Origin of the sequence: Escherichia sp. KTE114, from assembly GCF_000407765.1 — a bacterium.
Lineage (GTDB): Bacteria > Pseudomonadota > Gammaproteobacteria > Enterobacterales > Enterobacteriaceae > Escherichia > Escherichia ruysiae.
On record NZ_KE136624.1, the window covers coordinates 30,922 to 48,546 of the forward strand.

Annotated in this window: 19 protein-coding genes and 3 tRNA genes; 15 read left to right on the forward strand and 7 right to left on the reverse strand. The window is 48.9% G+C overall.

Going from position 1 to position 17,625, the window contains the following annotated elements:
• Positions 1 to 276 precede the first annotated feature (276 nt).
• From WC5_RS20695 to WC5_RS20685, 3 genes are read left to right on the forward strand one after another with little or no spacing between them, the layout of a single operon-like run.
• Positions 277 to 561, forward strand: coding sequence for a hypothetical protein (locus WC5_RS20695; RefSeq protein ID WP_001177860.1), 285 nt, complete (start codon positions 277 to 279; stop codon positions 559 to 561).
• Positions 554 to 1,459 (forward strand): recombination-associated protein RdgC, encoded by a 906-nt coding sequence (gene rdgC / locus WC5_RS20690; protein WP_000472529.1) that lies wholly within the window; start codon positions 554 to 556, stop codon positions 1,457 to 1,459. Before WC5_RS20695 ends, rdgC begins: the two co-directional genes overlap by 8 nt.
• Complete coding sequence (locus tag WC5_RS20685; protein ID WP_016231371.1) at positions 1,456 to 3,474, forward strand: Dam family site-specific DNA-(adenine-N6)-methyltransferase; 2,019 nt, start codon at positions 1,456 to 1,458, stop codon at positions 3,472 to 3,474. The genes rdgC and WC5_RS20685 overlap by 4 nt, the downstream gene beginning before the upstream one ends.
• A 58-nt stretch (positions 3,475 to 3,532) precedes the next feature.
• Here the strand turns inward: WC5_RS20685 and WC5_RS25510 are convergent, their stop codons facing one another.
• Positions 3,533 to 3,790 (reverse strand): hypothetical protein, encoded by a 258-nt coding sequence (locus WC5_RS25510; RefSeq protein ID WP_162751176.1) that lies wholly within the window; start codon positions 3,788 to 3,790, stop codon positions 3,533 to 3,535.
• Positions 3,791 to 4,146: 356 nt separating this feature from the next.
• Here WC5_RS25510 and WC5_RS20680 point away from each other — a divergent pair.
• From WC5_RS20680 to WC5_RS20650, 6 genes are all read left to right on the forward strand, one after another.
• Positions 4,147 to 4,222 (forward strand) — tRNA-Asn (locus tag WC5_RS20680).
• Positions 4,223 to 4,224: 2 nt separating this feature from the next.
• Positions 4,225 to 4,300: transfer RNA gene (locus WC5_RS20675), tRNA-Thr, on the forward strand.
• Positions 4,301 to 5,445: 1,145 nt separating this feature from the next.
• Complete coding sequence (locus WC5_RS20665; RefSeq protein ID WP_000751808.1) at positions 5,446 to 6,273, forward strand: SPFH domain-containing protein; 828 nt, start codon at positions 5,446 to 5,448, stop codon at positions 6,271 to 6,273.
• A gap of 27 nt (positions 6,274 to 6,300) precedes the next feature.
• Positions 6,301 to 6,376: transfer RNA gene (locus WC5_RS20660), tRNA-Ile, on the forward strand.
• Positions 6,377 to 6,662: 286 nt separating this feature from the next.
• Entirely contained in the window at positions 6,663 to 8,027 is a 1,365-nt protein-coding gene (gene dnaB / locus WC5_RS20655; protein ID WP_001276603.1) for a replicative DNA helicase, read from the forward strand.
• Positions 8,027 to 9,025 carry a glycosyltransferase family protein gene (locus tag WC5_RS20650; RefSeq protein WP_016231372.1) on the forward strand — a complete coding sequence of 333 codons (999 nt, stop codon included), beginning with the start codon at positions 8,027 to 8,029 and terminating at the stop codon, positions 9,023 to 9,025. Before dnaB ends, WC5_RS20650 begins: the two co-directional genes overlap by 1 nt.
• Positions 9,026 to 9,072: 47 nt before the next feature.
• Here the strand turns inward: WC5_RS20650 and WC5_RS20645 are convergent, their stop codons facing one another.
• From WC5_RS20645 to WC5_RS0121665, 6 genes are read right to left on the reverse strand one after another with little or no spacing between them, the layout of a single operon-like run.
• Positions 9,073 to 9,705, reverse strand: a complete 633-nt coding sequence (locus tag WC5_RS20645) for a hypothetical protein (protein ID WP_000535208.1) — start codon at positions 9,703 to 9,705, stop codon at positions 9,073 to 9,075.
• Positions 9,698 to 10,714 carry a hypothetical protein gene (locus tag WC5_RS20640; RefSeq protein ID WP_001615610.1) on the reverse strand — a complete coding sequence of 339 codons (1,017 nt, stop codon included), beginning with the start codon at positions 10,712 to 10,714 and terminating at the stop codon, positions 9,698 to 9,700. Before WC5_RS20640 ends, WC5_RS20645 begins: the two co-directional genes overlap by 8 nt.
• Before the next feature lies 1 nt (position 10,715).
• Positions 10,716 to 11,501: a hypothetical protein gene (locus WC5_RS20635; protein ID WP_016231373.1), complete on the reverse strand. Its 786-nt coding sequence runs from the start codon at positions 11,499 to 11,501 to the stop codon at positions 10,716 to 10,718.
• The gene (locus WC5_RS20630; protein ID WP_016231374.1) at positions 11,488 to 12,216 is read right to left on the reverse strand and encodes a hypothetical protein; all 729 of its coding nucleotides are present in this window, start codon (positions 12,214 to 12,216) and stop codon (positions 11,488 to 11,490) included. Before WC5_RS20630 ends, WC5_RS20635 begins: the two co-directional genes overlap by 14 nt.
• Before the next feature lie 3 nt (positions 12,217 to 12,219).
• On the reverse strand, positions 12,220 to 13,437 hold the full coding sequence (locus tag WC5_RS20625; protein WP_001141908.1) for a hypothetical protein: 1,218 nt from the start codon (positions 13,435 to 13,437) through the stop codon (positions 12,220 to 12,222).
• Between the two features lie 9 nt (positions 13,438 to 13,446).
• Entirely contained in the window at positions 13,447 to 13,707 is a 261-nt protein-coding gene (locus tag WC5_RS0121665) for a hypothetical protein (protein WP_001361632.1), read from the reverse strand.
• A gap of 263 nt (positions 13,708 to 13,970) precedes the next feature.
• On the opposite strand from WC5_RS0121665, the gene WC5_RS20620 reads away from it, so the two are divergent.
• The 6 genes from WC5_RS20620 (at position 13,971) to WC5_RS20595 (ending at position 17,519) form a co-directional block, all read left to right on the forward strand.
• Entirely contained in the window at positions 13,971 to 14,216 is a 246-nt protein-coding gene (locus WC5_RS20620; protein WP_000840931.1) for a hypothetical protein, read from the forward strand.
• Positions 14,217 to 14,218: 2 nt separating this feature from the next.
• The gene (locus WC5_RS20615) at positions 14,219 to 14,797 is read left to right on the forward strand and encodes a PDDEXK family nuclease (protein ID WP_000943608.1); all 579 of its coding nucleotides are present in this window, start codon (positions 14,219 to 14,221) and stop codon (positions 14,795 to 14,797) included.
• A gap of 66 nt (positions 14,798 to 14,863) precedes the next feature.
• Positions 14,864 to 15,019, forward strand: a complete 156-nt coding sequence (locus WC5_RS20610) for a hypothetical protein (protein ID WP_000096174.1) — start codon at positions 14,864 to 14,866, stop codon at positions 15,017 to 15,019.
• Positions 15,020 to 15,520: 501 nt separating this feature from the next.
• Entirely contained in the window at positions 15,521 to 16,147 is a 627-nt protein-coding gene (locus tag WC5_RS20605; protein ID WP_000484110.1) for a motility associated factor glycosyltransferase family protein, read from the forward strand.
• The gene (locus tag WC5_RS20600) at positions 16,144 to 16,821 is read left to right on the forward strand and encodes a metallophosphoesterase (RefSeq protein WP_001354545.1); all 678 of its coding nucleotides are present in this window, start codon (positions 16,144 to 16,146) and stop codon (positions 16,819 to 16,821) included. The genes WC5_RS20605 and WC5_RS20600 overlap by 4 nt, the downstream gene beginning before the upstream one ends.
• A complete protein-coding gene (locus tag WC5_RS20595; RefSeq protein ID WP_016231375.1) occupies positions 16,818 to 17,519 on the forward strand; it encodes a hypothetical protein in 702 nt (233 codons plus the stop codon). Before WC5_RS20600 ends, WC5_RS20595 begins: the two co-directional genes overlap by 4 nt.
• Positions 17,520 to 17,625: the final 106 nt, after the last annotated feature.

A 17,625-nucleotide genomic window follows, 5' to 3' on the forward strand; every position in this document is an offset into this window, starting at 1 on the left:
ACTTCGACTCCGTTGACTTTAAGTAGTGGTTCGCTCTCTACGGGAGGCCTGGATGGGAATCCTCCGTGCCCCGAACAAATGCTGTCTTTTGTTGCAATACTTGCCACGTCATCACCAATGATTTGCTCTGATTTTCGTTATTTTAACTTAGGTTATTTGTGGTCTGTGTGGCGTTTACTTATTGCAAAATTGCTCTAATAAATATTGTTTTTTATGTCGTGTTTTCGGTACCATTCAGCCATCGCCCTTCAATGGGCATTTGTTTGGAGTCGTCAGATGCAGATGGAGCTAATAAGCCGCAAGGAGTTCGATAGCCGTGTAACCAGCGGTGAACTCGACAACTTGCAGGCTATCAAGGTGAAAGAAGGCTTTTGCCTCATTGGGAATCAGAGCGGAACAAATCGCGTTTTTATGCTTCGCCGTACGGATTTGAAGCCATTTGTCTGGAAGAACGAAATTGGTCCCAGCTCATACGCTCAAACGAGGGGGTGCCACAACCTGGCCTTTTTCTACAAAGACGAGCTTTCTGTGGTTGATATTCAAGGGTTACAACATGTTTAAGCACTGGAAAAACATTACTATTTATAAACTTTCTCGTGAGGCGGATCTGACCGACTTAGAAGATAAAAAGAAAATGATCCTTTTCACGCCATGCGGTAGTCAGGATATGGCCAAGTTCGGTTTTGTATCTCCATTTGGTGATAATTCCGAAGTTATCGCTATGCATGGAAATGGTTTTATCCTTGTTGAAGCAAAGCGCGAAACAAAAATTCTTCCCCCGCCGGTTATCCAGCGAGCTATTCAAGAAAAAATTGAAAAACTTGAGCAAGAACAAGCGCGTAAACTGAAGAAAACAGAGAAGGACTCCCTGAAAGACGAAGTTCTGCATTCTCTTCTGCCACGGGCTTTTTCAAAGTTTTCTGTTATCCAGGCGATCTACGACGGTTCAACTAAACGTATCTATATCAATGCCAGCGCGCGGCAGGCAGAGGATATGCTCGCGCTTATGCGTAAGTCTCTGGGTTCTCTTCCTGTTGTTCCCCTGAGTGTTGAAAATCCCATTGAATTAACGCTGACCGACTGGGTACGTGATGGTAGTGCTCCACAGGGATTTCAAATGGGGGATGCGGCAGAACTTAAGGCAGTGCTTGAGGATGGCGGTATTGCCCGAGTGAAAAAGCAGGACTTGGGAAGTGATGAAATATCCACACACCTGGAAGCTGGCAAGCTCGTCACTAAGTTGGCACTCGACTGGCAGAACCGCATTAAATTTACACTGGACCATAACTTCAGCCTTACCAGCGTCAAATTTGCGGATGAATTGCTTGAGCAGAACTCTGATATTGATAGTGAAGATGTTGCGCAGCGACTGGACGCAGATTTCTTCCTGTTGACCAGTGAAATTTCGTGCCTGGTTGATGCTCTGGTAAATGCCCTTGGTGGAGAGGCTAAGCAGTGAAAGAGCTGTGCTATGGATCTGTTTGCAGTGGAATTGAAGCCGCGAGTATTGCCTGGGAACCGTTGGGTATGCGTCCGGTGTGGTTTGCTGAAATCGAGTCTTTTCCATCTGCCGTTCTTGCGCACCGCTGGCCCCATGTCGCCAACCTTGGCGACATGACAAAACTTGCCAAAAAAGTCCTGGCTGGGGAAATCGAATCCCCTGATGTGCTCGTCGGGGGAACACCTTGTCAGGCATTCAGTATCGCGGGATTACGTGGTGGGCTTGATGATGAGCGTGGCGCGCTAACTTTAAAGTATGTGGAGCTTGCAAATGCAATTGACGACAAACGGGCTGAGTCATTTCTCAAACCAGCCGTTATCGTCTGGGAAAATGTCCCAGGAGTCTTGTCATCGGCAGATAACGCCTTCGGATGTTTCCTTGCTGGATTGGCTGGAGAAGATGTGCCATTTGAACCAGGTGATCGACCTGAATCAGGAAAAAGCAACGCGTTCTGGCGGTGGGATGGCAAAACCGGTTGCCATGTTCCAAAGTGGCCGCAGTGTGGTTGTATTTATGGACCGCAGCGAAAGGTGGCCTGGAGAATCCTTGATGCCCAATACTTCGGAGTGGCACAACGACGCCGACGCGTGTTTGTTGTCGCAAGTGCTCGAACAGACCTCGATCCCGCAACGGTACTTTTTGAGTTCGAAGGCGTGCGCCGGAATATTGCGCCGAGCAGAGGCGAGGGGAAGGAAACTACCAGATATACTTCAAACATCGCTATCAGATCTTGCGATGATACAAACATAGTTGCCATGGCACATGGGCAAGGAGGGGCTGAGATAAAAACCGATAATTCGGCACCAACTTTGACATGTAACCATGAAGCACCAATTGTATTGCTCGTCGACGGTAGAATGCGCCGTCTTATCCCTGTCGAATGTGAAAGGCTGCAAGGTTTTCCTGATGGACATACATTGATCCCTACGGAAAAGCGTAAAAAAGTTTCTTCAGATGAACTGGCATACCTTCGCAAAAACTATCCTGATTTGAGCGAAGAAGAGGCCGCGATGCTTGCAGCTGACGGACCGCGTTACAAAGCGATCGGCAATAGTATGGCGATACCAGTAATGCGCTGGATTGGCGATCGGATTGCCAAGGCTGCATGTCGGCAGAAGGAAGGGAGTGAAACAAAAGAGCGAAAAGTTAAACCAGCGGCAGAATTCGAACGGTCCATATTCAAATGGGCTGGTGGAAAATTTGGTGTTCTGGAACAAATCTTTCGCTATTTGCCAGAAGGGAAGCGCCTGATTGAACCTTTCGTCGGTGGTGGAGCTGTCTTCATGAATGCCGGATACCAGGAAAATCTGCTAAATGATGTGAATGCTGACCTGATTAACTTTTACAAGACTCTGCAACGCGAGGCGCATTCACTTATCACTCTGGCACATCGGTTCTTCCAGGACTACAACACCCAGGAGGGATTCCTGGCAGTACGGAATGCGTTTAACAAACAAGTCTATGATGATTTACATCGCGCAGCGGCGTTTTTGTTCCTGAACCGACATTGTTTTAACGGATTGACGCGTTACAACCAGGCCGGTGAGTTCAATGTCGGTTATGGGAAGTATAAAACTCCGTATTTCCCATTACAGGAGATGGAAGCCTTCCTCGGTGCGGAAGGGCGGTCTGAGTTTGTATGCGGTGATTTTGCAGCGGTGATTGAAGCTGCCGGAGAAGGAGATGTCATCTTTTGCGATCCGCCGTATGAACCGCTTCCAAATACAGAGGGATTCACGAACTATTCCGGTCATGACTTTAAGTTTGAAGAGCAAAAACGCCTGGTGTCTCTGTTGACGGATGCTCATCGTCGAGGTGCAAAGGTTCTCATTACTAACAGTGGCGCGCCAAACATCAGAGAGCTTTATCATGACAGTGGCTTCAGAGTGGAACATCTTTTTGCCAGACGTTCTGTGTCTTGTAAGGGGGACACTCGAGGTGTAGCTCATGACGTTTTGGGTATATTGCTCTAATAAATTTATTAGTGTAATATCGCCTCAATGAATCGTGATTTATAGAGCGATTTAGCTGTTAGCCGCGACAGGCGCGGCGGTAAGCATGGCTGGGCCTAGTCCTCCCAGACAAACCACCGAGTTGCCAGGTTGACCATGCGCCTAAGTGGCAACGCCGAAGTGCGTTACGAGCTTCCAGTTTGCCCATCTTCGGGTGGGCGTTTTTTTCAGGGTTTTCGTCATGGTTAGCGACTTTGCGGCGGTTTAGAAACTGACCATTAAAGTAAATGCAAACGATGATCTGATGATGGTAGCGGCCTAAGAAGCCAGATGCCACGGGGTATGAGTCGTCCCCCGTCAAAAAATCGACCGCAGAGTGTCCCCGTCTGTGTATTAGGGAACGGGGAGGCACAACAGGTAAGGGCGCTGGTGTGATTAACCAGATGAACGAGAAGGGGCCATCTGTTGGTCAGCGTCCTTTCCTGTTGCGTTTTCTTTTCAGCGTAACAGCGGTGCTTAACAGCACTTTGGGTACAGTTCCACGAATTTACGGGTATATCCCGTCATGCTGAAGGCGCTAATCACGCTGGAAGCCAGGGTTGTGCATCCCCTGTTACCGAATTGCAGCCAGGGCGCGGTGCGCCGAAAAGCATACGGAGGTGGAAGCCCTCGCCGGAGACGTACCCGGCAAGTGATGGTGTAGCTCAGCGGTTAGAGCGGTTGACTGTTAATCAACGGGGCGATGGTTCAAATCCATCCACCATCGCCAATGCCGGTTTAGCTCAGTTGGTAGAGCGCCTGCCTTGTAAGCAGGATGTCAGCGGTTCGAGTCCGTTAATCGGCACCAGCACAACAGGTAAGGGTATTTTGCGACGTCGGAGATCGCCGAGCTTGGCAGAGGGTTCGAATCCCTACGAAGTACCCTTACCGTTGTGATGAATGCGCAGGCTGATGCGCGAAAGACATTGCAGCTATTGCGGAAAAGAGCTGTTCGGCGGGGCAATTAAACGCCCGTGAGAGTCTGAAATAACCGCAAGCCGGAGATCAGCACCGGTCATCACAACACAACAGGTAAGGGCATTCTCCCTTATGGGGCTTGGCTTAAATGCATCGAGTGCTCTTACCGTTGTGATGAAGTGCAGCTCTTTGAAGCAACCAGAAGATAAGCATCTGGCTTCACAACATAAACCGCAGGAACGACCAATAAACGGTAGTCCGTATGGAGAACACCCCGTTGAGGAAGAGGCCTGGCCGGAACCGTAACCGGCACTACAACGTTGAGAACACTGGCGTAACGGGGTCATATCCCAATCTACGAATAAATGTTGCGTTGCAGCGTGACAACCAGTGTTCTCAACATTGTGGTGAATGCACAGGCTGATGTGCCGCAACTACAGTAGTGCGCGCTTTGCGGGGCTTGCTACAACCCTGTGTCGGAGTTCAGCACCGACCATCACAGTTTGATTCTCTGGCATGAGCATAACGCTGAAATAAGTCCAGTCTGGTGCGGCCCGATCACCCGCCGTTAGCTCCACGAAACGGAGCACGTAACAGGTAAGAGCATTCTCCTGTAACGGGTTCATATCCCAATCTACAGGTCCACCAAGAATGCTCTTTCCGTTGCGGTGAATGCGGCTAAGCGCACGCGGGGAAATGGTTATATCAGTCCATTCATTTCTCCTTGTTTCCCCGTCCACGGTGGATAACCAGCCAAAGGACACCGGGAGGCACCCGGCACCGCAGCTTTTTTATTCGTTAAATAATGGAGTGAGAGGATGCAGAACAATCCGAACAAATGTCGAACGCTATGGGTGCGGTTATATATTTATGCCGTCCTCTGTTTGATTGTGTCACTGGTTCTGTATGTTTGGCTTTTGCCAAATATGATCTCATCTAACAGCACAATACTTGTATTGTTGGGAGTCCTTCTCGCGCTCATTTACCCGGCTTTCGCAGTAGTCTTTTTTCGTGAAAAAACCAGGAAATTAATTAATGAAAAAAACGTTGATTAGTGCAGCGATTATTTTGGGTTCTTTATGTCTGACCGGATGCGATCGGGTAGAGCCAGGTAACGTAGGGATCAAAGTAAATAAGCTGGGGGATGATAAAGGTATCGGTGAAGTAGTTGGCGTTGGTCGCTACTGGACAGGCTTGAATACTGAAGTTTATATCTTCCCGACCTTTAAGCAAATGAAGACATACGATGAGCCGTTCAGCTTCCAGATGAGCGACGGAACAACCATTGGTTACCACATCGGCGTAGCCTACAAGGTTGATCCAGCAAAAGTCACAACGGTATTTCAGACCTATCGCAAAGGTGTAGATGATATTACTGATACCGATCTACGCCAGAAGGTTGCAGATGCTCTGAACCGGTTAGCCAGCAAAATGACCACCGACAAATTTATCGACGGTGGCAAATCTGAATTGCTTGATGCAGCCCTTAAAGACATTCAGGAAGAAATGACGCCAATCGGCATTCAGGTGATGAGCCTCTCTTATGTAGGTAAGCCAGAATACCCGCCAACAGTTATTGACAGTATTAACGCCAAAGTCACGGCAAACCAAAAAACCCTGCAACGCGAGCAAGAGGTCAAACAACGTGAAGCAGAGGCCAACATGCTGCGCGCGGAAGCTGCCGGACAGGCTGATGCTATTCGCACAAAAGCCCAGGCCGAAGCTGATGCCATTCGTTTACGTGGTGAAGCTCTGCGCCAGAACCCCGGTGTTATGGAGTTGGAAGCGATCAACAAATGGAACGGTACATTACCGCAGTATATGACCAGTAATACCGCTGTTCCGTTTGTTCCGGTGAAATAAAAGCGTAAGCAAAATTGGCAGTAATCCGGCCCTTTAGCTCAGTGGTTAGAGCTGGCGACTCATAATCGCACGGTCACCGGTTCAAGTCCGGTAGGGGCCACCATATTTGGTTGTAACACGGCGTCTGGCACATGCGTCGTTAGCGGTCTGGTGACGTTAAAAGGGGGGAACCTTGCCCCTAGCTCAGGCAACGAACCAGGTAGCCGGAATGTGCAAGCCACCGTTTGTTGTTTCTCGGGTAAAGGGATTCACCATCCTGGCGATTCGGTGTGACAGCCGGGAAGAGTCCGGCGCATTAATCCTGATTTTCTGGTGATGACTCATATCGTTAGGAGTGATTTGAGTATGCCGATTATATCTGACATTCAGCACGCCTGGGTGGAGTGCTAATGTCTGCATCCCCTCTTGAATCCATGCCAAATTCCCTTAGTGCAGAACAAGCTGTACTTGGTGGCTTAATGCTTGATAACTGCCGCTGGGATGAAGTTGCAGATCGTATAGTTGCTGATGATTTTTATACCAGTGCTCATCGTGAAATTTTCAGTGAGATGGAGAGGTTATTAAGTCATGGCAAACCGATTGATTTGATAACACTTGCTGAAGCACTTGAACAGAACGGTAAATTAGAACGCGCCGGTGGTTTTGCGTACCTTGCGGAGATGTCAAAGAACACGCCCAGCGCGGCAAATATTTGTGCTTATGCGGATATCGTTCGTGAACGCGCGGTTGTTCGTGAAATGATTTCCGTCGCAAATGAAATAGCCGAAGCTGGATATGCGCAGGATGGCAGGGGCAGCAATGAATTGCTGGATATGGCCGAGCGCCGCGTTTTTGAAATAGCTGAAAAACGACAAAAGAGCGGTAGTGGTCCAAAAGATATCGCCAGCATTCTCGATGCAACGGTATCTCGCATAGAAGAGTTGTTTCAGCGACCACATGATGGTGTAACGGGGCTTGATACGGGATTTACCGATCTCAATAAGAAGACGGCAGGGCTTCAGCCGTCCGATCTCATCATTGTCGCCGCCCGCCCATCTATGGGGAAGACCACGTTTGCGATGAATCTCGTCGAAAATGCCGCAGTTCGTAACGATAAGCCCGTATTGGTTTTTAGCCTTGAGATGCCGAGCCACCAGCTGATGATGCGCTCACTGGCTTCTCTTGCACGCGTTGATCAGACTCGTATTCGGACAGGGCAACTTAACGACGAGGATTGGGCGCGGGTTTCTGGCGCAATGGGTATTCTGTTGGACAAGCAGAATATTTTTATTGATGACTCAAGCGCCCTGACACCTACAGAGCTTCGTTCCCGCGCTCGTCGTGTTTATAAAGAAAATGGTGGTTTGAGCATGATTATGATCGACTACCTGCAACTTATGCGCGTCCCCGAGCTGCAAGATAACCGAACGCTGGAAATTGCCGAGATTTCTCGCTCACTGAAGGCGTTGGCGAAGGAATTACAAGTACCGGTGGTGGCATTGTCACAACTTAATCGATCGCTTGAACAGCGTGCGGACAAACGACCGGTAAATTCAGATTTACGTGAATCAGGAGCAATTGAGCAGGACGCAGACCTGATCATGTTTCTGTATCGCGACGAAGTTTATCACCCGGATAGCGAAATGAAGGGCATTGCCGAGGTAATTATCGGAAAGCAACGAAATGGCCCAATTGGCACGGTGAGATTGGCTTTTAACGGCCAATACTCACGGTTTGATAACTATGCTGGTGCTGACTGGCAAGAGGATTATTAATGCAATGGAATGAGGAAAAGCCGATGAACATCCTGATCATTGGGCGAAAATTTGAAGCTATCAGTGATGTGAAAACATATACGGAAATGTGGGCTTATAACCTGGCCTGCGCCTTTAGTGAGGCAGGGGTAACATTGCAATACCATCGTCCATATTCCCCTGGCGTCGAAAGCCCCGAGGATTATGTTGAAGCTGTGTTGACTGCTGCGACAGCATGTTCTGCGAAGGCCATTTTGGCACCAGGATTGAGGTATTTTACTACGGTACCCAGGGAAATAGGCATGCAACTGTGTCGCCGATTCTCTGGATGGGTAGCCCAGGTATATGACGGTTCTATGCTGGATTCGGCACCAGTCGATATTACTTTTACTGTCCGCGATGATACCTGGCGGTACCTGGATAATCCCGGCAGGTTAGAGCGTCATAATCGTTTTAACAAACATGTTGGATGGGCAGCGAATCAGGAGCTGTTCCATCTGGAAACCAAAACAGACGATGTTCTGCGTATTTTTGTAGACCACGCGGCATTTGATGTTAGTGGGTTTGATCACTCCTTAAGTATCCTTATGAACCTTCAGCGCCTGACCGTTCCGTATGAGGCCAGAACGTTGACTGATGACGGATTGGTTACCATTGATCCGGGGAATATTTCGGTAACTCCATACAGGCGGATGCCGGTGCCAGCAACCGAATTTGCAGCTGAATTGCGTAAGAGTGACGTTTTTATCGTTACGCATCCCGAAAGCCTTGGATTAACTGTTCTTGAGGCGGCAATGTGCGGGGCGTTGATATTAACGCCGCCCGATTGCCTTCCGCCAGATCGCCTGGCTTTGGTGAACCATATGGTTATCAAGTCGCGGATTGATTGGGATGAGGTTATTGCTCGCGTTGATCGCGTGAAAAATGCTGAAAAGGTCCAGTGTCACACCTGGTCGGCAATCGCGGAAAAGATGCTTGGGACGTTTATCACGCAGAAACCGTCGTGCGGTAACGGATAAAAACATTGTACCCGTGGTAACAGTAAAGCCCGATCGCCGGGCTTTTCTTAAGCCTTATCTACAGAGACTTGAGCGGCTTTTATGGATAGATTCCCGCTGGCCTCTATCGCCATACTTCCCCCCGCCTTCAGGGCGACATCCGCGCCTGACTTTATATCGAGATTTCCTGCGGAAGAGATGAATGCCGGACCTTGAGAAATGGCATACAACTCCCCGGCCTCGTTGAATCCTATTGTTGTTCCACTTTTCAAGTGCGTAACGGCCCAGGCTCCGCCCGCCGTCCGGACCTCCATTAGTCCGTTCCGCGACGAAATAAAGTCTTTTTTGGCGCTGGTTGATGGTTGTGCTGGTGCACCTTCGACTTCAGGCGGTACATATCCTTCACCTTGTCCTGACGCTTCAGGCGGCACATTGGGAGCGCCACCGGATGCATCCTGTGCATAACCGATTATTAATGGCCATCGTGAATCCCCATTGTAGGGGAACTCTACCCATACTTTATCGCCGGGCAGAAATGGTGAAAACGTGTTTGCATTGGACAATATAGCTTCTGCCCACGGCAATGAGGCATCTGGTAACCCATCCATCATGCCGACAACGCGTATTTGTGTACGCATCAGACCTTTAGGGTCATCGACGCTTACCACCACAGCCCGATACTTCCCTGTCAAACTACCCATTCACCACTCCTAACTGTGCACGGCTGACAAAACGAAAGCGGTCTTCGAAATGAGTCACGGACATCACTATCATTTTGTCAGGGATAGATTCATCGAGTTCTCCGTCACCTGCCGTGTTATGCACGACAATTTTCAGCGTCGTACCCGGAGTTAGCGCGGCATTTCCTTCCACCAGCATATCGAGGCGGGGGAGAATGAATTTGTTGTAGTTCGCCAGCGCGGTAGGATCGGGATTGCTCGTAAATTTAATAGGGTCTTCCTGGTTACCTGAGTAAACCACGCCTTTGGTCATGTCATAACTGGCCATTCTGTAATTGTGTCGGCGCTGGTATTCATAATCGGCATTCAGGATGTTGAACTGACTAATTGTAAATCCGGATGTGTTGGGATTGGCGGACTCATAAGTAAGCGATGGAGCGGCGTTTGCCATTTTTTCCATACTTTTAAAATTGATCGTCCCCCGGGATGCCCAGCACATAGAACCGGTATCCCGGGCTATCTCCTGCAATACCTTGGTCGGTTTTTCTCCAACATTTAGGTGGTATGTGGATGTCTTTCTGAATGAATCAGCATTTACCTTCAGACCAGGGGCAAGAGTGGAAACTACGGCTGATGGGGGCTTATCAACAAAATACTGTGCGCTGGTGGACGGAACTTTCAATAACCGCACCGGGTTGCTAAACGCGTAAATCAGTACGGTATCGTCCTTGCGCGGCGCTTTAAGAACGAAGAACTCTTCCGAGAACAGGATGCCGCCATGACCTTCCGGATCACCAAGTGAAACTGTCAGTATTGTCCCAAATTTCACCCCCAGCTTATTGACCACGTAAGCCGTTGAATCCCTGACCATGAGCATAAGCTGGGGACCAGATAGCTCCCCAGGTTCGACATAGGTACATCCTACGATCATTTCGCGAGGGATTTCGTTCTGCCCAATTGAAACAGATTGCAGGAATAGCTGAGTGCGCTTTGAATCAGTTTCCGGGGCTGTGGTGGTCTTTGTGGCCATCTCATTCCTCCAGAATTTTCGCTTTTACCGTTATGGTGCCGGTGGTTTGCTGCATATAAGCCAGGATAGGAAGCTCCGCCACAACGGTGAGGTTCAATCCAACCGCGAACAGCCTGTTATCGGCGGTGCCGGTGGTCAGATCCTGAAATGCGATTGATTTTTGCCCTTCGATGTAACAGGTAACCGGTATCTCATAACCGCCGACATTGGCAATGTGAGTGAAAGATGCCTGCCCGAGGCTGGCATACATTCGTAGCCAGAATGCTAATGCAGTTGTAACCATCCCAAGAGATTCCTTCTCGTCACTGGCGATCCATAGCGAATATTCCAGTGAGAAAGGGATAGTCGATACCAGGGCTTCAATCTCATCATTTTCATTGGTGACATGCCCTTCATCGTAATTATCCCGGCACAGTTCACCTTCATAAACTGAAAACGCGGGAGAACGAGACAGATTCACAAGCGGCATTGCCAGCTTATTTACCGGAACAGAAGAGGCTGTATCTTTACGCCCGGCGCGATCGGCTTCAAATGATGACAACCACTCCTTCACATCACTAAAAGTGCCGAGCGTTATGCGATCTCTTGGGGTGCGTTTCAGGAACTCCCTGAATGACTGGTTAGTGCGATCATTAAAGCTGACAACTTGTGAGTCGAACGCTTCGTTTAAAGCCTGTGCGAGCGCCGAATCAATGCCATCAATAGTGGCAAATTCCAGCTTACCGGTTGGAGTAAGACCTTTTTTCTTAAAGATGGCCAGTAGCCATTCCTGATTATTCAGAATCACCGATGAAATTCCCTTCAAAGGCGCGTGAAGGCACGCAATAAAACAAACTGCCTACCCTGGCAGTGCCGTAATTGAATATTTTATGGATGTACCAGAAGCGGCGAATGGTTGTGCCGTCTGACAGCTGTTCCAGCCATTCGAGCATAGAACCCACTGGCACATTAACGGCGGCTAACCGAAGGATTAAAGCACTGTCGCTAATCCCTGTATTATCACTGCCGTCGTATAGCGCGTAGAAGGCGTCCATCTCATCCGGGCAGTCGAGGGCCGTTATCAGTTCTGGATCCTGATAGTCATATATGCGTTGGTTCGGTTCTATTATTTCCGATGCCGTTTCAGGTGCATTTTTGTCTCTGTAAGGTATTGCGCGATACAGAACTGCATCGAATGAGTCAGGGTCTAGCTTGATTGCTTTGAGCCAGTCCATCCGCACAAGGTTATTAAAAACTGCATGACCTTGATAACGGTGGCGCACACCAGAATCACTAAGCAGGCCGTGATCCAGATTGGGAAGGTGATTGTCCTCCACAGGATCAACAATATTACCAACGTTAACACCATCGGTTTCGATTTCAGCATCAATATCTTCCTCTTCAATCAGTTCAGAACCTTCGTCTGGAATATCCGGATCCGATTCGGTGTCCGGGAGGTTATCACCAGTCACTTGTTGTGATGGTTCTGTGTCCTCAAACATGTCATCAAAGAAACCAGCCATCGATTATCCTTTCCGTTTACGGGCTTCGTTAATTTGTGTCTCAAGAATGCTTCGCGCCTGCGCAGTGGCAGCGGCCTTGTCCATTCCCTGACTCATGAAAAACTTTATGAGGTTGTTCGCCTGCGTTTGCAGGGCTTTTTTGAGAGCGTCGGCTTCAGCGCGAGCCTGGGCTTCCCTCACCCGCGATGCTTTTAGTTCGGCATTCTTCCTGTTTGCCGTGGTGCGAGCTTTTTTTAACAACCGGCGAACGTTGTCTGTGGCGCTATCTTTTGCGCGTAGTTTTTTGCCTAATGCATCCTGAGATTTCAGATACAGCTCATACTCACGCGCAGCTTTAGCCTGATCCGTCGTTGTTGTCCGGTTGCGCGCGAGCGATTTAGCCAGTTCGCCTTTGAAATAGGTTGTTGTCTTCCGCTTGTCATCGCCGAAGGCTACCTGTTCAGCTGCTTTTTCCAGGGCAATAATGATGGCCTTGTGCCATGTGGGAGACTGAAAACGCGTCATAGCGTGCAAAACATGTTTGCAAGCCACACCAGTCAGATCAGGGTTGCGGATTTTGGGGAATGCATACTCTTTTGGCGGCGCGACAGCATAGTTACCAGCCGTGGCCATATAACGATACCAGTATTGATGGCGTCCACAATCACAGTCGAAAGATACCCGGCCCTTGCAGAGATCGGCAGCGATTCGGGCTTTTTTCGCACCGTCTTCAGCAATTTCCTCAACGGCTTTATCCCATTCCTCAAATCGAATTCTGACACGGTGATGCTGGTGGACCGACTCATCCGAGGCATTAACAGATATCAATGCAAGGTTGTGTTTTAGCCCGAGGAATGTCGCGGCTTTGATCCCTGTGCCATCAGAAACCTTGTTGTTAGCGCGTTTTATATCAATGCTGGTGGACTGCGCCACCAGCTGAGCATAGGTAATGCCGGGTACCGTGCTCTTGAATTTGGTTTTATGAGCCTGCCTTGAGGTGTTGAAACTGCGTATATCTTCGGGCGTAAAGTAGGTGCCATCTTTCTTTTTCCCAAGGCTGAGGAATGCCTCAAGTTCGCGGTTACGCATCCCCATAATCCTTGGGGTGAGTGTACGTCGCGCGTTTCGCCGATTCTGACGCTGCTGTTTACGGATAAGATCGAAGACCTTGTTAAAGTCTTTTGCACTTAATCCATCAGTCTGATAGCGACCAAGGTTGTCGCGAGCATATTCAGTTGGCATTCATTTCCCTTACGCAATGGATAATGTCCCTATTACCTGGCCGTCGTATTGGAAATGGCGAATCATTTCGCGGATCCAGGTGGCAGGTGGGAGTTTTAATTTTTTGCCAACAGTCATACCCTGAGACTCATCCTCAAGCCCGGCGGCGAGCGTCACAACCCAGCGTAGCTCTGCTATGCCCCACATACGGTAAGCCAGCAAATCCGGGCGATATTGCTCATCGGGAAGAACGTAATAAATCGTCAGATTCTTGTCGTTCGATTCACACATAAGCATCACCTCTTTGCGTAGCTCTGCCCTGAGTATTGGATCGGCTATGTTGCGGTCGTCATACCGCGACAGAGGATATTGCCGGGTGCTTTGGGTTGTAGTGATTGATGTAGCCATAGTCAGCCTGCCAGAAATAGATGATGGTGATTCTACCGCTAGTCATTTGTTGAATATTTAACTCAATAAAAGAAAATTATTAGTGCAATTTTGATTGTGAAATGTATCATTCTGCCCTTAAGTAGGTTCTTCACGAGGAAACAAAATTGGCAGAACGTGTTGATGATGCAGAGCTGAGCATGAATCAGTTAGAAGCTCTCAAAGACATGGCCATCGATAACATCAGAAAGCAGGCACAGGTCGTGAGCCAGGTATTTACAGGGAAGTGTCGTTACTGCAATGAATCGATTGAATCAGGCATTTATTGTGACGCTGAATGTGCGCAATGGCACAGGGAAGAGCAGGCCGCAAAACAGCGTAAATATGGCATGCGACCGGCAGGATTTGACTGATTATGTTGCGCTTTACTGAGGAAGAGTTTCAGGCTTTTAGTGAGCGTCGAAATAAGGGGCGGTCCAGGCCAAAAACCAAAAAGGATCCATTCTTATCGCTTGCGCCGGTAAAAGAAGTTTCTCCACATGCGAAGGCACTTGCAGCACTGGCAAAGAACCCAGACCTGCGCGACGGAAATTGCGAGCACTTCGAGCAGGTTTTCATTTTTGATTACTTCGAACGCAAGCACCCTGACATCTATGAGCTGTTGCATGCAACGCCTAACGGAGGGAAGCGTTCAAAAGCAACCGCCGGGAAAATGAAGGCTGAAGGGCAGAAAAAAGGTTATCCGGACATGAGTCTCGATAAAGCATGCGGTATTTATCACGGCATGCGAATTGAGCTTAAAGAACCAAATGGTAAAGCCCCGACGAAAGAGCAGATCGCCTGGATGCGCAGGCTTAGAGAGGAAGGCTACTACGTTGTTCTTGCGTATGGTGCAGAACAAGCGATTACCGCCATCCTGGAATACATAAGTCTTAAAAAGGGTGAGGCTATCGAGCATGTATTGAACGGCGATAAGTGGTTGCATATTGCTTAAAATAATAAATTAATTAGTGCATATGCGCTCTTTGTGATAGTGCACTTTAACATCGGGAGAATAATCGTGTCATCCAAGGTTAATTATGAGTCGCTGGCATCGGTTATGCCGCGTAATGAACAGGAAACAGATGCTGTAGTGGACCCTGTAATCGCTGAAATGAATGCTCGCCTGGAGGCTGAATTTGCAGCTGAGAATGAACATACCACCCAGGGCGACTAGGACTGTTTTTTGTGTCGGTAGCGGTCCGTCACTCACTCGTGAGGACTGTGCTGCTATAGAAAAAACTGGCTGTTCAATCATCGCGGTTAACAATTCCTGGCAGATGTTCGATGACATTTATGCCTTATACGCCGGTGATTTGTCATGGTGGAAGCAATACGGATCCACCATACCGGGAGGGAGATTCCGCAAAGTGACAGCCAACCTGGCGGCGGCGAAATCATTTTCGTTGGAGTACAGGCGATATTGTGGACCGGCGGAAGGGGTAAATAGCGGCGCGCAGGCTATCAGTCTGGCTGCTGAATCAGGGGCTGAAGTAGTGGTATTAGTCGGCTATGACTGTTCTCTGCAAAACGGCCTTCATTGGCATGGCGCGCACCCTCAAGCACTACGGAATCCAACGCAGGTGTCTATTTCAAAATGGCAACAGCAGTTCCTGGATACCCGCAAAAAACACGCAGATTTACATATTTTGAATGCAAGTAGGAGCAGTGCAATTCAATGTTTCCCAAGAATAAATTTAGAGGCAGTGATCGCGTTATTATCGTCGGCAGTGGCCCAAGCGCCGCAAACTTTGTTGCGCCGCGCGGAGTGCCGATTATAGCGGTCAATGGGGCCATCGACTGGCTTAACCGCGCTTCTTATTTTTTCACCCTTGATCCATCCCCAGACAATATGCGGCGCGTTGGTCGTGGCCGCCGTCGCCGTGGTGTTTGTTATTGCATGGCACTACCCGATGTTAAAGAACGTGAAGTCAGAGATGGCGTTCTGTGCTTCCGTCGTGTGGCTGAACGCGGCATGGAGCCAAAAAATACGAATTCTCCCGAGTGGTGGGCGTGGCGCTGGTCCGCACATTTCGGCCTTTGCGAAGATGAGAATGAAATTGCCAGCGGCAATAGTGCATATGGTGCTCTGAACCTGGCTTTCCATATCGGATTCAAACATGTAGCTCTGGTGGGCGTTGACGCTACGCAAGAACTACGCGTTCACTCCGGCGGCACGCCAAAAAATCTAAGTCACCTGCCTTTGTTATTCCAGTCTGCGCGTGAACAGATTGACGTTGTTTCATGCGGGAAAATGGGAGGTATTCCGCAGATGACTCTTAAAGAATGGCTGAAGAATACATGATGGCACCCACAATTTATCACCGTATCGACGGTACCAAATACAGGAATGTCTGGGTTGTTGGTGATCTGCATGGTTGCTACACCAGACTGATGTCCGAACTCCATCGTGTGGATTTTGACCCGGCGCAGGATTTACTGATATCGGTCGGCGACCTTATCGATCGCGGTACTGAAAATGTCGAATGTCTGGAACTATTGCAGATGCCCTGGTTCAGGGCAGTGATGGGGAACCATGAGCGGCTGATGATTGATGCGTTAAGTCCAGATGGCAACGTGAATAACTGGCTAATGAATGGCGGACAATGGTTCTTCATGCTGGACACTGATCAGGAAATATTAGCCTGGGCGCTGGTGGAGCTGGTAAAGCGTCTGCCCTATATCATTGAGTTGAACACGGGGCAAGAAACTATCGTTATAGCCCATGCCGACTATCCGGATAATGAATACCAATTCGGTAAGGAGGTGCCGCTTTTCAACGTTGTCTGGGCGCGCGAGCGTATCAGTGATTCGATGGATGATATTGGTGGCGAAATTTCGGGCGCAGATCGTTTTATCTTTGGTCACACTCCGGTGAAAAGCCCGAAGACATTCTGGAATCAGCAGTATATCGACACTGGTGCCGTATTTTGCGGAAACCTGACATTGATGAAAGTGAAAGGTGATGGTGCAGCATGAAGATTGCTTTAGTTTTTCGCTCTGGTGGTGACTATAACGCTTCCGATGTGCAGTGGCTGGTTAATCAACTGCCAAAAGGCTATGAAATTATTTGCCTGACAGACCTGAAGCGTTTACATGTACCTGGCGTCAAAGTTGTCCCATTGATCAACCAGTGGCAAAAGTGCCGTGGCTGGTGGGCGAAAATCGAGTTGTTTCGACCGGATATAACCGATGATCTCTTCTACCTGGATTTGGACACGGTTATTGCCGGTGATATACGCCCAATTCTTGAGAATCCACCAACCAGCTTCACCATGCTTAGGGATTTTTACCATCCACAATATCGTGGCAGCGGTGCTCTGTGGATACCAAATAGTGTAAAAGCGCACATCTGGAGTGCATTCTGGCAAGATCCGGAAGGTTGGATTGCTCGTTGTGTTACTACTGAGTGCTGGGGTGATCAGGGGTTCTTGCGGAAGGTTATGGGCGATGACACACCAGCATTTCAGGATCTGTATCCGGGATGGTTTGTAAGTTACAAGGCCGATGTTGTGGAACCTGGTTCTAAATATGCAAGCGCGCGTTACTCCAGGGGGAATGGGGCATTACCAAAGGACTGCCGAATAATCTTTTTCCACGGCAAACCGCGACCTCGCGAAGTGTCAGAGGATTGGCTCCCCCTCATTAGCGCGTTTTTTGAGCAAGAACCAGAATAATATTGCTCTAATAATTCCATATTTTTAAAACGTGATGTACACTCATCACGTTTTTTATTAGAGCAATCTACAGGGTGCACTATGTGGCCATTCCGACGGAAATATC

Coding starts and splice junctions, on each gene's coding strand:
- WC5_RS20695 (WP_001177860.1), top strand. CDS start 277: ATGCAGATGGAGCTAATAAGCCGCAAGGAGTTCGATAGCCGTGTAACC.
- rdgC (WP_000472529.1), top strand. CDS start 554: ATGTTTAAGCACTGGAAAAACATTACTATTTATAAACTTTCTCGTGAG.
- WC5_RS20665 (WP_000751808.1), top strand. CDS start 5,446: ATGAAAAAAACGTTGATTAGTGCAGCGATTATTTTGGGTTCTTTATGT.
- dnaB (WP_001276603.1), top strand. CDS start 6,663: ATGTCTGCATCCCCTCTTGAATCCATGCCAAATTCCCTTAGTGCAGAA.
- WC5_RS20650 (WP_016231372.1), top strand. CDS start 8,027: ATGCAATGGAATGAGGAAAAGCCGATGAACATCCTGATCATTGGGCGA.
- WC5_RS20645 (WP_000535208.1), bottom strand. CDS start 9,705: ATGGGTAGTTTGACAGGGAAGTATCGGGCTGTGGTGGTAAGCGTCGAT.
- WC5_RS20640 (WP_001615610.1), bottom strand. CDS start 10,714: ATGGCCACAAAGACCACCACAGCCCCGGAAACTGATTCAAAGCGCACT.
- WC5_RS20630 (WP_016231374.1), bottom strand. CDS start 12,216: ATGGCTGGTTTCTTTGATGACATGTTTGAGGACACAGAACCATCACAA.
- WC5_RS20625 (WP_001141908.1), bottom strand. CDS start 13,437: ATGCCAACTGAATATGCTCGCGACAACCTTGGTCGCTATCAGACTGAT.
- WC5_RS0121665 (WP_001361632.1), bottom strand. CDS start 13,707: ATGTGTGAATCGAACGACAAGAATCTGACGATTTATTACGTTCTTCCC.
- WC5_RS20615 (WP_000943608.1), top strand. CDS start 14,219: ATGTTGCGCTTTACTGAGGAAGAGTTTCAGGCTTTTAGTGAGCGTCGA.
- WC5_RS20605 (WP_000484110.1), top strand. CDS start 15,521: ATGTTTCCCAAGAATAAATTTAGAGGCAGTGATCGCGTTATTATCGTC.
- WC5_RS20600 (WP_001354545.1), top strand. CDS start 16,144: ATGATGGCACCCACAATTTATCACCGTATCGACGGTACCAAATACAGG.
- WC5_RS20595 (WP_016231375.1), top strand. CDS start 16,818: ATGAAGATTGCTTTAGTTTTTCGCTCTGGTGGTGACTATAACGCTTCC.